9 protein-coding genes are annotated in these 14,999 nt (G+C 60.2%); 3 read left to right on the top strand and 6 right to left on the bottom strand.

Annotated features, from left to right (window positions below; genetic code table 11):
* The first annotated feature begins 92 nt into the window (after positions 1 to 92).
* Together AC3EMP_RS27600 and AC3EMP_RS27605 are read left to right on the top strand one after the other, a co-directional pair.
* Complete coding sequence (locus AC3EMP_RS27600; protein ID WP_023689781.1) at positions 93 to 770, top strand: helix-turn-helix transcriptional regulator; 678 nt, start codon at positions 93 to 95, stop codon at positions 768 to 770.
* Between the two features lie 159 nt (positions 771 to 929).
* The gene (locus AC3EMP_RS27605) at positions 930 to 2,066 is read left to right on the top strand and encodes an NAD-dependent epimerase/dehydratase family protein (protein ID WP_352594900.1); all 1,137 of its coding nucleotides are present in this window, start codon (positions 930 to 932) and stop codon (positions 2,064 to 2,066) included.
* Between the two features lie 49 nt (positions 2,067 to 2,115).
* Here the strand turns inward: AC3EMP_RS27605 and AC3EMP_RS27610 are convergent, their stop codons facing one another.
* The 6 genes from AC3EMP_RS27610 to AC3EMP_RS27635 all read right to left on the bottom strand — a co-directional run bounded on the left by AC3EMP_RS27610 (position 2,116) and on the right by AC3EMP_RS27635 (position 12,464).
* Complete coding sequence (locus tag AC3EMP_RS27610; protein ID WP_352594897.1) at positions 2,116 to 3,321, bottom strand: acyltransferase family protein; 1,206 nt, start codon at positions 3,319 to 3,321, stop codon at positions 2,116 to 2,118.
* Positions 3,322 to 3,541: 220 nt separating this feature from the next.
* The gene (locus AC3EMP_RS27615) at positions 3,542 to 5,710 is read right to left on the bottom strand and encodes a polysaccharide biosynthesis C-terminal domain-containing protein (protein WP_352500538.1); all 2,169 of its coding nucleotides are present in this window, start codon (positions 5,708 to 5,710) and stop codon (positions 3,542 to 3,544) included.
* A gap of 69 nt (positions 5,711 to 5,779) precedes the next feature.
* Positions 5,780 to 7,981: a GumC family protein gene (locus AC3EMP_RS27620; protein WP_352594895.1), complete on the bottom strand. Its 2,202-nt coding sequence runs from the start codon at positions 7,979 to 7,981 to the stop codon at positions 5,780 to 5,782.
* 1 nt (position 7,982) lies between these two features.
* The gene (gene asnB, locus AC3EMP_RS27625) at positions 7,983 to 9,980 is read right to left on the bottom strand and encodes an asparagine synthase (glutamine-hydrolyzing) (RefSeq protein WP_488376971.1); all 1,998 of its coding nucleotides are present in this window, start codon (positions 9,978 to 9,980) and stop codon (positions 7,983 to 7,985) included.
* A 1-nt stretch (position 9,981) separates the two neighbouring features.
* On the bottom strand, positions 9,982 to 11,241 hold the full coding sequence (locus tag AC3EMP_RS27630) for an O-antigen ligase family protein (protein WP_023681031.1): 1,260 nt from the start codon (positions 11,239 to 11,241) through the stop codon (positions 9,982 to 9,984).
* Entirely contained in the window at positions 11,238 to 12,464 is a 1,227-nt protein-coding gene (locus tag AC3EMP_RS27635; RefSeq protein ID WP_023681030.1) for a glycosyltransferase family 4 protein, read from the bottom strand. Before AC3EMP_RS27635 ends, AC3EMP_RS27630 begins: the two co-directional genes overlap by 4 nt.
* Positions 12,465 to 13,456: 992 nt before the next feature.
* Between AC3EMP_RS27635 and AC3EMP_RS27640 the strand changes: the two genes are divergently transcribed.
* Positions 13,457 to 14,935, top strand: a complete 1,479-nt coding sequence (locus AC3EMP_RS27640; RefSeq protein ID WP_023681029.1) for a M10 family metallopeptidase C-terminal domain-containing protein — start codon at positions 13,457 to 13,459, stop codon at positions 14,933 to 14,935.
* Positions 14,936 to 14,999: the final 64 nt, after the last annotated feature.

A 14,999-nucleotide genomic window follows, 5' to 3' on the forward strand; every position in this document is an offset into this window, starting at 1 on the left:
CGCAGATTTCTCGCAGTATGTGGAAATTCAAGTTGAAGCAGCAACTTCATCAGATTTGATTTGCGTCAGTAGCAATGGGTTGGGTGGAAGCGATGACACTGATTGAAACGCGAAACGATGCGCTCGCAGGCAGGCAATACATTGTATTGAACGATACCCGCCACGAAAGGCCGATAAGCCTTGTGGACCGACCGGACGCAAGGGTCGGCGGATCTCGACGACGCAGCCTGGAATCCATCACCGGCATGCTTGATCGTATGGGTTGCGGCTATCTCGTCCTGGACCGAGACAAGAAAGTAATAGAATGGAACGCTGCCGCTCGGGACACCCTCGCACGCCAGGGCGAAGCAACTGATACAGCCGTCGAGCTTGCCGCCGGGTTGAGGCGGCTGGTCGCGAATGTTCCGGTCCACCTCCAGCCGGGCTCACTCTCATGGGTAGTGATCCACAGCAGAGGCGATAGGCCGGTGACCATGAACGAGACGGGGGTCGTTACACCGGACGGGACAACCGTCGTCGCATTGCTGGACCGGGATAACAAATCGGCGGCCAACCCTCGCACGTTGCAAAGGATGTTCGGTTTGACCAGCGCGGAAACGCAGTTGGCGCTACGCCTGGCCCATGGCGACGCGCCCCTGGAGATCGCCCGCAGCTGGCATCTCAGTCGCACGACTATCCGCTCTCAGCTCGCCTCGCTGTTCGCCAAGACCGACACGAGGCGTCAGGCGGAACTAGTGGCTCTTTTGGGGCGCATTTCGGTTTTGCCATGAGAAATCGACTGCTGTCTGCATCCGCTTTGATTCGGACAGCGGCGGCCCGCATTGAGCGCGCTGTCGCGTAGATCACAAGGCCGGCGGCGCCATTTCCGATCGTTCAAGCGCTGCCGAGATAGCGCGGAACGCGGAACCTGGAAACGGGAGTGACTTGCCATGGCCGAAGCAGATTCGAAGGTCAACAAGCTGGCGGATATCGTTCACGGGCTGCAGGATGGTGCTGCGTCGAAGCTTACGCACACGGGGCCGATCATCGTCACGGGCGCCGCTGGGTTCATCGGATTTCATGTTGCGTCACGCCTTTTGCGGCTCGGCGCTGAGGTCATCGGCGTCGACAACTTCACGCCTTACTACGACCTGAAGCTGAAGGAGGCGCGATTTACACGGCTCTGCGCCGAGCCGAGGTTCACGCCGATGCGCTTCGACCTAGCGGACCGGTCGCTGGTGAAAGCGCTGTTCTGCGAATTCCAGCCATCGCACTTCGTGCATCTGGCCGCCCAGGCCGGGGTACGTCATTCGCTCGTGGACCCGCATGCCTATGTGGAGTCAAACATAGTCGCGTTTCTCAACGTTCTGGAGGGCTGCCGACACGCCGGCGTCAGCCATCTCGTTTATGCCTCGTCGAGCTCCGTATATGGTGCCAATCGACGCATACCCTTTTCCGAGCATTATGGTGCCAATCATCCGGTGAGCTTCTACGCCGCCACCAAGGCCGCCAACGAGTGCATGGCGCATTCCTACAGCCATCTGTTCGGCTTGCCCGTGACCGGACTGCGCTTCTTCACCGTCTATGGTCCCTGGGGCAGGCCCGACATGGCAGTCTATACTTTCACCCATGCCATCGCCGAGGGCCGAACGATCGAAGTCGCCAATGCCGGGCGCGTATGGCGGGATTTCACCTATATCGACGACATCGTAGAGGGGGTTGTTCGCGTGCTCGCCAAACCACCGTGTCAGGATCCCGGTTGGGACGGCCGCGCTGCCGATCCTGCCACCAGTTCGGCGCCATATAGGCTGTACAATATCGGCAATGATCGGCCGGAAGAAATCAACCATCTGATCGCGCTCATCGAGACGGCCCTTGGTCGCCGCGCCCTTCGGGTCAACGTACCCTTACCACCAGGTGACGTCCTGGAAACCCGCGCCGATGTCAGGGACCTCCGCCGCGCCGTTGGCTTCGCACCGGCGACAACACTGGAGGACGGCGTGCAACGTTTCGTGGAATGGTATCGGGAATTCCATGCACGCCCTGTCGGACAGGTGCGACCAGCTGGCCTTCCGGCCACGGCATAGTGAGCGCAACGCCGCCGTTTCCTTGGTGTGGCAGGGTCGCGGCTCGCCTTCAATCTGTCTTGGGATAGGCCGGCACTGGAAGGGACCCAAGCTGCCGTCCTGTGCCGTGCCCGACCCCCAAAAGGCGCCGCGCATAGCGGGTGAGCGGCTTCTCGAACAGACGGTGGGTGATAAATGCCACGCCCAGGGTTATCGCCAAGGCGGAACCGATGAAGGCCCACGGGCCGAGCACAAAGATCAAGCCTGTACGCCAGAACAATATGCGCATGGCGCGGATCACGAATGGATGCATGAGGTAAAGAGCGTATGACGCATCGCCAACGCCAGCGGCCCACCTCGCCGCCAGGCTGTCATGCCTCAGTTTACCCGGCGGTGCCAAGGCAGCACTCCAGACAATTAGAGACGCCGGAATGCCATACACGACAGAGCGACCAAAGCCGGCCGAGATATCAGGAAACGCCGCCGCAAGCATCAGGGCACCCAGTCCCGTTGCGGCGACACAGGCCCTGATTGGGCCGGAAGGCCGCAGGCCCGAGGCGCACATGACCCCGATCATCGCGCCGAAAGCGAATTCGAGGATGATCGGATTGGTCCAGAAACCCCAGGGCTCAGGCAAAGGAGCCGCAAGAGCGCCCGAGAGCACCATCCCAACCAGGATCGTGAGCAGGACCGTAACTGCCCACCGCATGGGCAGCACGATCGTCGCCGTGAACAACACGTAAAAGAGCATCTCATAATTGAGCGTCCAACCCAACTCGTAGACCGGCTGAACGACGCCGTCAGGGCGACTGGCCGGAACGAATAAGTAGGATTCGACTACAAACCTGAAATCGACGTAGCTCTGGTTGAGAAGATTTGGGGCGGCCACCGCTACCGCAATGTAGAGCGAGGTGAGCGCCCAATATAGCGGGACAATTCGCGCGATCCGGCGGGAAATGAAGAGACGCGCGCCCCCGGGCTTTGCGAACAGCTGTCGCGACGTATGCACCATGATAAGGCCGGAAATCACGAAGAAAATATCGACTCCAGCGCTCCATGGTATCGGATTCCAGCTCTGAAAGGTGCGGCCGGCCTGTAATTCCAGGGTGGCCGCATCATGCTGGGCGTGTCGCAGCGCGACCGAACTAGCCGCGAGGGCGCGCAGGACCTGGACCTGGGTGAGGGTTTCGCGTTGGCTGCGCTCGACAGGCGTCGATCTCTCCGAGCGACGGCGCACTGCAGGCGCCGAGGCGCTCGCCATTCGGGCTTGTTCCATGGATGCTCCGCAGATTGTGAGCACACCGTGGTGCACCTCCGAAACTGATGCATCCTTCAAATGACGGACACCGCTCGCAAAGTATCAGCTGCCCGCGGGGAGCGGGTGTCCGGAACAGGTATACGCCGAAGCGTCTGCGCAGCCCTATGGCCTTTGTGCGATCCGGGCTTCGTGACTTCCTGCCCGAACGACGGCGATCACCGTAGCGAAAACAGTGGTCTCATTTGCTCGCCCTCAAGAACCAATGCCATTGACGGGCATCGACCGCGCTCGGCCTCATCGACAGCAAGGCAAAAACCAAGCCTGGCATGATTTTCAGTCGCTTGCGGATATAAACGGCCATGGCAATGCTCCAGATGCTCAGTGCAAGTGCCACACCCACCGCAGCGCCAAGCAGGCCGTACACCGCAACTCCGGCTGCACAGGCAATTATATTGGCCACAGCACCCGCTACCATCGTCGTTGCCGCAGCCCATTCATTTCCAGTCATGGTCAGGAGATTCTGTTGGGGCCCGCACAGCGCGACAAAGACATATCCCAAAATCAGAACCCGTGCGATCGGCGCTCCCGCGCTATAACCCTCACCGAAATAGCTCAAGAACGGCTCGACTATCACCATCATTGGGACGGCCACCAGGATGGCACCGCCAGCAGAAAGCAGGGTTGCGCGCGCGAACAGCTGTTGTAGGCCTCTGCGATCGCCTCTGACGTAGAGATCGGCTGCTGTTGGCGAAAACATGGTTGCCACGGCGATACGGGACAGGCCCACGAGCATCGCGACATTCAAGGCCAGCGCGAAAATACCCGCTTCAGCAATATGGCTTGTCCAGCCCAAAACCAGGACTCCTGCCCGACTGACGAAAACATCGAGCCCAGTGATGAGCATGAGCGGGGGGACGGCAAGCCACCATTCCCTCGAGGCATAACTTGGCTTGGCGTGTCCCAGGCCGGGTGGTTCAAACCTCCTAGCGATGATGAACACCAGCGCCGCTGTGAAAGCGGAACTCACAAGCACCGCCAGCGTCACCGAGGGCGCATCCACTGTTCGAAATCCCGACAATGCCAGGAGCGCTACCAACACGAGCAGGAGCCCGTCTCGCATGATGCGCTCCGGCAACAACGCCGAGACAACGCCGCCGAAAGCACGCACAAGCGTGGCTCCGAGAGCATAGGCCGTAACCAAGGGCACAGCCATCATGCCGAGCACGATGCTTGTCTCAAGCCCTCTTTCCGTTGGATCTGAAAGGAACAGGACGGACGCAGCGCCGATCATCCCGAACAAGGTTGCCGCTATCAGCGATCTCTGCAGCGCAAATCTTATCACGCCGCGGGCCAGATCAAGCCTGCCACTGGCCCTATAGGCCGGGAGGAAACGCAACAATGATACATTAAAACCAAGCGTTGCCAGATAGGCGAGCACTGACGTCCAAGCCTGAACGTAGGAATAGATGCCGTAGTTGTGAGGTCCGATAAGGCGTGCAATTGCCAACTGGGCAAGACTGGTCAAACCAGCGCCACCAATATAGATCAGCAAGGCGAATATGCTTGCCCAAGCGAGCCGCGAGCCCATGTCCTTGTTGCGCGGCGGTGCGGTTGCTGAACCAGTTACATCTGCGCGATGAGCTGGCAACTCAATTTGCTTTTCGCCGACCGCCCTATCGAAGCGCGACAATGCAGAAAGTATTTGTCTCTCAATCCGACAAATACTTTTAAAGGTCGATGGACCATCGGTGTTTTCGACGGAGATGATTTCCCGGCCAGATGTTGTCAGGAGGTCATGCATCGCTTCAAAAACGGCGAACGAGCGCATGTTCACGTTCAGGTCGGCCTCGAAAATCCGTTCCGCCGGCGGCTCAAGCTCCATCCGCCGACGAAGGCGACTTTCCACGACCGCAGCTGGCACCAAGAGCCTGACGGTGAGATCGGCCGCCGGTGCGAGGCTGAGCGCCTTTTCCAGCGCTCTGGGGTTGGTGCTCCCATTAAACATCGCAAGCGAACCAATCGCTTGAACATATCCTTGATCGAAAATTATAATTTCGGGCGATTGCTCAGCAGACTTCCAGCAACGCGAAAGGTGCAGGATGTATCGCCAGATTCGCGCGCGCCAAATTCGGTTTCTTGGCGGTATCATCCTCACCATTGCAAAGGAATTGGAAATATCATCGGCTCGCCCTGCCGAAAAAAGCAGTATTCTGGAGGTTGAAAATATCGCCGATACGATCCGTGATATGAATAGCAAGATTCCGAGGTCATATTTGGCGGCCCTGGTGCTTGGCTTGTAGCTGAGAGCGACCTTGGCGTGATAGCCTTTCCCGCGCAGCTGCTGCGCAAGCGCATGTGCGAAGGTTGTTTTGCCGGATCCTGGAGGTCCGAAAAATTCAATGATCATCGTGTAGCTGGCTCGATTTAGGGGCGCGATCGCTCCCTGGAGCTTCTGTTGAAGATCGCACACGCATCTTCAAACCCTCTCCAACAGAAGATCGGCGTTGTCTCCGAGCCTGGAGCCGGCTAGCCTCTTCAGGTTCACCCGGGTGAGCACACTCCCTACTGGAACGGTGGCGGACCCGCCGGCCCCTATTGCATCCAGAGCACCACGGGCAATGCTGCGCCTCGTCCTTGCCCAGCGAACGGCAAAAAGCACCGAATCGGCCCAGCGCTTAAGCAGCCTGGTTTCAGGCCCCCCGAGGCCCAGGGGACCGTTCATGATGACCACGTCGTAGGCCGAACGCAGCTCCTCGGTGAACTGGCATTTGTCGACGGTGGACAGAAGCGTCAGGAGATCATCGGAAGGTGCTGGAGCGGCCATGAGGTCGATACCGATTTCCGGCATCCTCGTAATTGCATCCTTCAGCACGCAACGTTCATTCACATAGTCGCCGAAGGAGTTCCGGGCCTTGTCGGTGCTGAATTCACCACGAAACCCGTTCGTGAGCCGTACATCCTTGCGATCGAGATCGAGGAAAAGCACTCTTCCTCCCAGCCGCGTTGCCGCCAGCGCCAGGCTCCATGCCAACTCGGTCTTGGCATCGTCCTGGATGCTGGACGTCACGAGAATGATATGCGGCGGCTGCCCCTTCCCCTGAGTTGGCGCCGCAGTGACGAGCAGCGAAGTCACGGCGCGGCTGAACGGCAAGTTCTGCTGGCTCAGAACCAGATGCCGCAGCTTTCTGGCATTAAGTCCCGCAACCCTGGGAAGCAGTCCTACGCACGGGACCCCAAGCTCGGCCTCGGCTTCGGCTTCACTGCGCAAGGTTTGGTTGAAACCGTTGCGGACCAGGACAATGACCGCCCCCATGAGACCAAAGACGACCATGCCGGGGGGAATCAGGAAAATCGGCGACAATGTCACGGGGGTCGACGGCGGCCAGGCGGTCGAAAGGACCGCTACGCCTGGCGAAGGAGCGGCGATGCGACGTATCAGATCCTGCTGCCGGCTCAGGAGTTCGTTGTAATGCTGCGTCACGATGGCTACCCTAGGCTCAAGGGAACGCAGCCCCGAAAGTTGGCTCGCCGTGTCGGCCACGGCCGCGTCGAGCATCGCCTTGCGACTTTCAAGAGCCGTAGCCTGAGACCGGTAGACATTTGCCTCGGCAGCGATTCGGGCAACGCTTTGCTCCATTTCGCGGGCGATCGCGTTGCGCAGATCGCCGTCGGCGGCGGCACCCGACTGGCGTGTCACCAGGTCCGTCAACACGGGCGACCCGATTTCTTCAGCGATGGCCGTGACCGGGGCGCCCGCCTTGCGCAGGTCCTCAATACGGCGAAGGCGCGCTTCCGACGCGGAAAGACTGGCTTTCGATAGGAATATCTGCCGGCCGAGTTCCGCTGTCTCACTGGCTGCGTTGTTGGCCGCAGTCTGATCGACGGCGCCATGCGTGAGCCGGTATGTCTCCAGCCGATCTGTCGCTTCGACAAGATCCCTTTGTACTTGCGGAAGGCTGGCGACTATCGAATCCAGATTAACCTGATCCGATGCCCGGCTTTTTTGTACCAGATCTTGAATGTAGACCTGGGCAAACGTGTTCGCGACAAGTGCCGCACGCGCCGGACTTGGATCGGTGAAGCCGATGGTGATGACGCGTGATCGCAGCTCTTGTCCGACCCTCATTCCGTTGCGTAGCGCCTTCAGTTCGGGCGCGTCCGCTGCGTCCGGATTTTCCGCCACCGTGTTATCCTGTCTCCAGGCCCTGCTCAGGAGATCGATGAGGAACGAGCCAGCCGCGGGCGGGACGGCATTGACGACGGTCTTTCCGTTACCGTCGACTGGTTGGGCTTTGCGCAGTGCTGCCAGGACCCGACGCAGGTGGCCTTGCGAGGAGAGCATCGTCAGATGATCATCGATGTTCGATTCCAGCGAGTCCTGGGCGGATGCCACGCCGCCCGAAGCACTGCTGCTCGGGGCGTCGATAATGACCTGGGTCGTTGCCTCGAACAGCACCGGGCGGGTGAAGCCTGCCAGTCCGGCCAGGATGCCGCCCAGAAGGGCCACGGCAAGCAAGAACCATTTTCGCGTCGTCAGGATGATGACGAGCTGGTGGAAGGGTGACGATTGCGTTGGCTCGCGTGGCGGCCGCATCAAGCGCAGATTGGTTTCAAGTGTCCCAACTTCCATCTGCTTGGCGCGCGGACGCCGGGCGCGGTTGGCTATGGAACCTTCCATCTCAATCCCCTGTCAGTTCGATATGGTAAGAAGGGTGCGTGGCGACCGTCGATGGCCGCATGGCTTCGTTGCGCCACGCCTGAAACATGAGCACCGGCCACAGGTCGCGGAAATTATCTTGGCTTCCATGCAGATGATTGCGCCAGCATGCGTCAACCTTCTCACGGTCGATGACCCCGTCCCCGGAGCGGCCGATCGTGGCAATGATATCGGTTGCCCAGCCGCGCAAGGGCCCTTTCAACCAAGTCCCGACCGGAACGTCGAAACCTTGCTTGGGCCGGTCGACCAGTCGGCGTGGTACATAACGATCAAGCAGTCGTCGAAGCAACCATTTGCCCTTCCCGTTTCGGACTTTGGCACGGGCTGGCAACCGCCAGGCGAATTCAACGACGCGATGGTCCAGGATCGGGCATCGCCCCTCAAGGCTGTTGGCCATGGTGGCTCGATCGAGCTTCACCAAAATGTCGCCCGGTAGATAGCCTGTCATGTCGGCGAATAGGAGACGCGAGAGCAGGCCGTCGAGCTTTGTGGTGTCGGTAGGTGCTGTCGACGGCTTGCGATGAACAAGGTCGTTGGCTGAAGATTTTGTCAGTTGCAGAAAGAGTTCGTCCTCATCTCGCGCCGCGAGCAGGCGGGCAAGGCGAGCCAGGCGGTCACCGCGCAAGCCATGCCGCATATTCGCCGAAAGCGGCAGATTGCCGAAGATATCTTTCTGAGAGGCTTGGGCCAGCAACCCAGCCCCCGATGCCAACAGCCGGCGAAATGACAATGGCAGCTCATGCTGCTTTGTGAGGCGGGTTGCCAGGAAGTGTCGAGAATAGCCTGCGAAGCACTCGTCGCCGCCATCGCCTGAAAGCGCCACGGTTACGTGTTGCCGCGCGAGGCGCGACACCAGCAGCGTCGGTATCTGCAATTCATCGGCAAACGGCTCGTCCCAAATCCGGGGCAGCTCCGGAATGACCTCAAGCGCGGCAGCCGGCGAGAGATGAAGTTCCGTATGATCGGTGCCCAAATGCCGAGCAACCGCGGCCGCATGGGGAGCTTCATCAAACCCACCTTCCCCGAACGCTATGGTGAACGTCCGAACGGGGTTTCGGGACTGTGCCTGCATCAGGGCGACGACAGTCGAGCTGTCGATCCCGCCCGACAGAAAGGCGCCCAGCGGCACATCTGCAATCATTCGTTCCTTGACGGCCAGGCGGAGCAGGCTGTCGAGCTCGGTTGCGAGGTCCTCGTCGCTGGCAGCTATCGGATCGCGCTGTCCCTTGCAGGCGACATCGGCCAGCGACCACCAAGGGTGAATGCGATGCGCGAGCGAACCGGTGCCTCGGGCGTTGGCGAATTGCGCCGCAGTGACCGACAGGACTGATCCAGGTGGCAGCTTGAACACGCCTTGCCAAATGCAACGGTCATCCGGCACCCAGCCTTTGGAAACCATTGTCGTCGCCGCATCGACATCGAGTTCCGGGGTGAATCCTGGGAAGCGAGTGATCGCCTTCAACTCCGAGGCGAAGACGAGCGCATCACGTGTCAGGGCGACATAGAGTGGCTTCTTCCCCATTCGGTCGCGGGCAAGCTGAAGCGTTCGGTTCTTCAGGTCCCACAGCCCAAAAGCAAACATGCCAGCGAAGCGCGCGAGGGCTGCATCAAGGCCCCAGCTTTCGATCGCGCACAGCATGACCTCCGTGTCGCTGGCGCCGCGGAAATGATGGCCCGCCCCTTCCAGTTCACGGCGCAGATCGCGAAAATTGTATATCTCGCCATTGAAGGTGATGACATACCGACCGCTCGCGGAGAGCATTGGCTGGCGACCCGCTTCGGACAGGTCGACGATGGCCAGTCGCCGGTGGCCGAAGGCTACCCCCCCTTCACGGCTCACCCAGAAGGCCTCACCGTCAGGTCCGCGATGACGAAGCGCCGTCGCCATCGGTCCGATGGCCCTGAGCGCACTTGCGTTGGCTGCATCGGGCGCCAACAAAATTCCGGCGATCCCACACATTCTAGCATCTCCTCTGGCGAACAATCGCAGGGATCGCTTCCGGCGTCCCAGCGGCAAGGCAGAGGGTCAGACAGAACCACACGATCGGATGGCGGATGACCAAATGCGGAGCACTGAAAACGGCGATCGATGCCACGAGCGCCACCAGAGCGTCCAGCTTCGCCCGCCAGGCGGACAACGCAGCCGAGCCGAAGATCCACATCAGGGCTAGAACCGAAATCAGGCCGCCCTGAGTGTAGAGATCCAGGATGGTGCTGTGCGCCTCGAAGGGCCGCGGCAAAAACTGTTGATTGACCACGGGCGGACTATCTAGGTGCGGGCCCGGACCCAGTCCAAGCGATCCCGATCGTGCCCCCTTCTCCAAGGCTGCATTCCAGAGGTAGAGGCGAAGCGCCGCGGTTTGGGCAGTCGCTTCCCCGCCCTTGTCTTTGGTCAGGCTCTTGGCGAAGTCTTCGGCGCTGGAGGCCTCGCTGAGGGCATAGGGCGCTATAGACAGGGCCAGCGGCAGGAAGCCAACGGCCATCAAGACGGCAAGCTGCCTTGAAAGGCTCGCCTTATTGCCGTCGCTCGTCAGCCAGGCCCGGACCCGCAGCCCGAGAAGGATCAGACAAGCCAGGACCGTGGTATAAAGGTAGGTATCGCTTTTTGTCAGCCTTCCGACGTAAACGGTGAATATGAGGCTGCATAGGGCAAGGCATCTTCCCCATTTATTGCTGGTGGTTGTGGCAAGATGCAAGGCCAGTGGACCGAGCAGGGCGCAGTAGAGCGCAAGCTGGTTCGGATTGTCGGACCATCCGCAGAAGCGGTCCCAGTACCAGGGCTCGACCCCAGCCTGATGGAGCCAGCCGAAGCCAAGCCCTACCTGAATGATGAAGCCCGCATTCGCGATAGCAACCATCCACCAGGCGATACGACGCAAACGGAAAGACGCGTTGGGCTCCGCAGCGGCCAGACAGGTGACGCACGCCAACAGCACATAGGCCAGCGTGTCGTGCAACAACGGATCCAGGAACAACGTGGTTGTCAGAAAACCGATGATGTAACCCACGCCCATGGCAAGCGCCAGGATCAGCCAGAAAAGCCCAAGCTTGGCCAGGGCCGGCGTAACCTCCAGTTGGCCGCCAGCAAGGATTCGCGTCATCGACAGCATTATCCAGAGCGTGAGGCACAGTTCGCTGTAGCCGAAGGGCAGCCCTGGGATGCTGAGTTGCGCCGCGTAGGACATCGCGACGCCGAAGGCCAGAAGCGCATCACGCATCATTGCCGCGCCTCACCCAGTCGATGGGGGCTTGGCACCGCCTCTTCCCTCGGATTCGCCTGCGCAGCTTGAACAAGCCTGCTGCGATATCTGCCACCCAGTATTGTCTTATACAGGTCGCAATACTGGTCGATCACCCACGACAGCGAGAACCGCTCCCGCACGAATCCGACGGAACGGCTGCCCATCGTCTTGCCACGGGCGGGGTCGGAAAGAAGATCGACTATCCGGGAGGCCAAGCCATCCGCATCGCGCGGCGCCACGAGATAGCCGTTCCAGCCATCCTCAACCACATCGTTGCAGCCCGGCATATTCGAGGCGACGATCGGCAATCCGGACAATCCCGCCTCCAGCAGGACACGCGGAATTCCCTCGCGATATTGCGTCGGAAACGCAAAGATATCCGCCATGCCAAGGAGGGCTGGAATGTCGCGCCTTGGCCCCAATGCGACAACGTGGGGAACATGGCGCTCGATATCGGCTCTGCTGACGGCAAACGGACCTTCGGAGTCTTGCGGGCCGACAAGTACGAAACGCGCGTTGGGCCTCTCGCGGATAACGCGAGGAACCGCCTCGATGAGGGTTGGAATCCCCTTCTGCCGCGTGAGCCGACCGACAAATATTATGACCTGGGCCGATTGTAGGCCAAGTTCCTCGCGCATCGTGGCAGCCGAAGGACCACGATACCTTGCCATCGAGAATGCATCGGGGTCGATGCCAGAACTCCGGATCAGTCGCCCTTTGCCGCGAGCCACCAGCCGATAGCGCTCGAAGAAGGCCTGATCATCACTATTCTGGAAGACGGTCATGGCTGTCCAACGAGACGCCACCCCCTGAAGGCCGCAAAAGAAAGGACGCAATGCCAGGGCCCGCGGCTCCCGCGACGAGAATGTCCAACCAAGCCCGTTGATGGTGCGAACGACGGGAACGTGCCCGCGCACCGCCAGTGGAGTTAGGAGATTGGGCTTGGTGTCGAAACTTTGAATGATGTCCGGACGCAGTTCGGACATCAGTTCACGGATCGCGCCGACAGCACCCCATTCTGCACCGCCGCTGCCAAAGCGGTCGAACCCGAATCGGCGATGGGCAATGCCATGGGGTGAAAAGGCGGCTCCGAGATCACTCGAAACGGCAGTGACTTGAAAACCCCTTTCGCGAAGCGCCAAAAGAAACGGGATTCTTAGTCTATGATCCTCGCCGCCAACGCAAACCAGATGCGGACTCATCCTGTCGCTCCTGGATGCGATCCCAATCTCGTAAAACAGCTGACCCTATCCGCGGTTTCCATGGCCGGTTTCATCGCCCCTGAACACACAACAGCCAGTCCCACGCTAGGAGCAGGCTTTCGTGCTGTCCTCGTCTGTTTGCATGAAGCAAGCTGATCAACGATGCGGCAATGCAGCCACAATCGCTGTCGCCTCGGTCAGTGCGTTGGATCATCCGGTCTGACGGTGCAACGACGACACGTTCGCGTACGACACGGCGGGCCGGATATTTAGAAAAAGAGGGCTGTGTTCGACGGGGTCCGCGCGCTCGCGTTCTCTGCCCGCCTTCTCACGCCGGATCAACATCGCACCCAGATGGTGTGATGACTCGCACCGGCAGTTCTCCCGACCGCTTCGTCTGGAACAGGCTTTCACCCGGTCTTTGGATACGGTCGGACCACCAGCCGCCTCTTCCTGCGGATGGGCGACCGCGTTGCCATGCTCCCCGTCATTCGGACCCGCACGCCCGCCTTTCGGTTGAACCCGGCGGGATCCAGTTCAGTGCCTCTCCGCAATTGCCAGCGGCGAGCGCCTCGCATGACCTTGCGGACATTTGGCGCCGAGGCTTTGCTCACGAGGAGCATTGAGCGGCTGCAATGGGAGGGCTTCGCCAGGACGCGATTCTTTTGCGGTCTGAGCTCGAATAAATCCTGCGGAAGCGCGCATTTGGGCGGTGGCTCGCGCAACCGAAGCGCGCATTGGCCGATTGCCGCCACTGCAAATGCGCAGGCGCTCCGGCAGACTTCGCTGCAACGCTTTCGTTGCAGGCTTGAGCGCCCGACATACTTGGATCATCTACAAACCTCTGACGCAAGCGTAGCATCGAGGCTGTTGTGTTTTCCGGACGATGATCAAAGATTCTATCAAGGGACGCCGGTATTTGATTTGTCGCTAATGGATCCTTTCCCTAGGCAGGTGTGGGGCGCCTACCGAATCGGACGAAGGGTATGTCAATGACAACACTCCATTACGCCTCGGGCGGGTCGGCCTCCGAGGTCGCGAAAGCCGGATTCAATCTTGTTGATGTATCTTCCTTGGACCAGCTCAACGCCTTGCCGGCCGGCCAGAAAGGCCTGGTGTGGCTCAATGAAGCCGATGGTGCAACCTCCTCCTTTATCCAGAAGGTCACGCCCTTCATCGGCAATCCGAAAGTGTTTGGCTTCTTCCTCGTCGATGAGCCGGACCCGACCGGCAAATGGGGAACTTATGCCACCGCCGCTGATCTGAAGGCGGAGTCAGACTGGATCCACAGCCACCTGCCCGGCGCCAAGACCTTCATAACAATGATGAACATGGGGTCTTCCGCTAACCCCGACTTTTCAAACACCTTCAATCCTGCCAACACGCATATCGACTATTACGGCTTGGATCCCTACCCGGTACGGACCGGAACAAGCACGATTGATTACAACATGATCGACAGGACTGTGGCGGCGGCCGTCGCCTCGGGCATCCCGCTCAGTCAGGTCGTTCCCGTGTATCAGACCTTCGGCGGCGGCGACTGGACGACCGACACGGGCGGTCGCTATGTCCTGCCCAGCGTTGCTCAGGAAAAGACCATGTTGGACCACTGGGCCAAGGTAGCGCCTTCGCCGGCCTTCGACTATGCCTATGCTTGGGGTTCTCAACAGGGCGACACGGCGCTTGAGAGCTCGCCGACGCTGCAGGCTCTGTTCCTTCAACACAACCAGAGCACCGCAAGCGGTCCTTCGGCCAGCGAACCGACGCCGCCGCCTACCAGCACAGCGCCTCCGCCCACAAGTGTCCCTCCGACCAGCACCGGCGATCACATTTTCTACGGCACGGGTAGCGCGGATGTGCTTCGCGGCACCGCTGGCGCGGACACGATGATGGGCCGCGGCTACAACGACACCTACTATGTCAACAACGCCGGCGACAAGGTGGTGGAACTGCGGCACAGCGGCAACGACAGCGTGCTGGCATCGGTGAGCTACGCGCTGTCGGCCGGCTCGCAGGTCGAGCATCTTGCGACCACCAGCAAATTGGGAACTGCCGCCATCAAGCTCACGGGAAACGAATTCGCCCAAACCATCGATGGCAATTCCGGGAGCAACACTATCAACGGCGGTGGCGGGAGAGACGTTCTGACCGGACATGGCGGCAACGACGTCTTTGTCTTCGATTCGGCTCTCAAGGTCGGCAATATCGACAAGGTCACCGATTTCAAAGTGGGCCACGACAAGATCCAACTCGACCACACCGTGTTTGCCGGCCTGCATACAGGCGCCCTTCCCTCTTCGGCGTTTTACGCCGGCAGGGCCGCGCACGACAGCGGCGATCACATCGTCTATAACAGCACGACCGGCGCGCTTTCCTTTGACAGCGACGGCTCGGGCGGCGCACATCAGATCCAATTTGCCACTCTATCGCCACATCTGGCTCTGACGGCGTCCTCGTTCATCGTGACGTGACCGTGGGACGTCAGCCTGAGCAAGATGGTCTGACGTTCTTGAATATGGCTGACGGAACCAAGAA

Source organism: Mesorhizobium sp. P160219 (genome assembly GCF_057786095.1).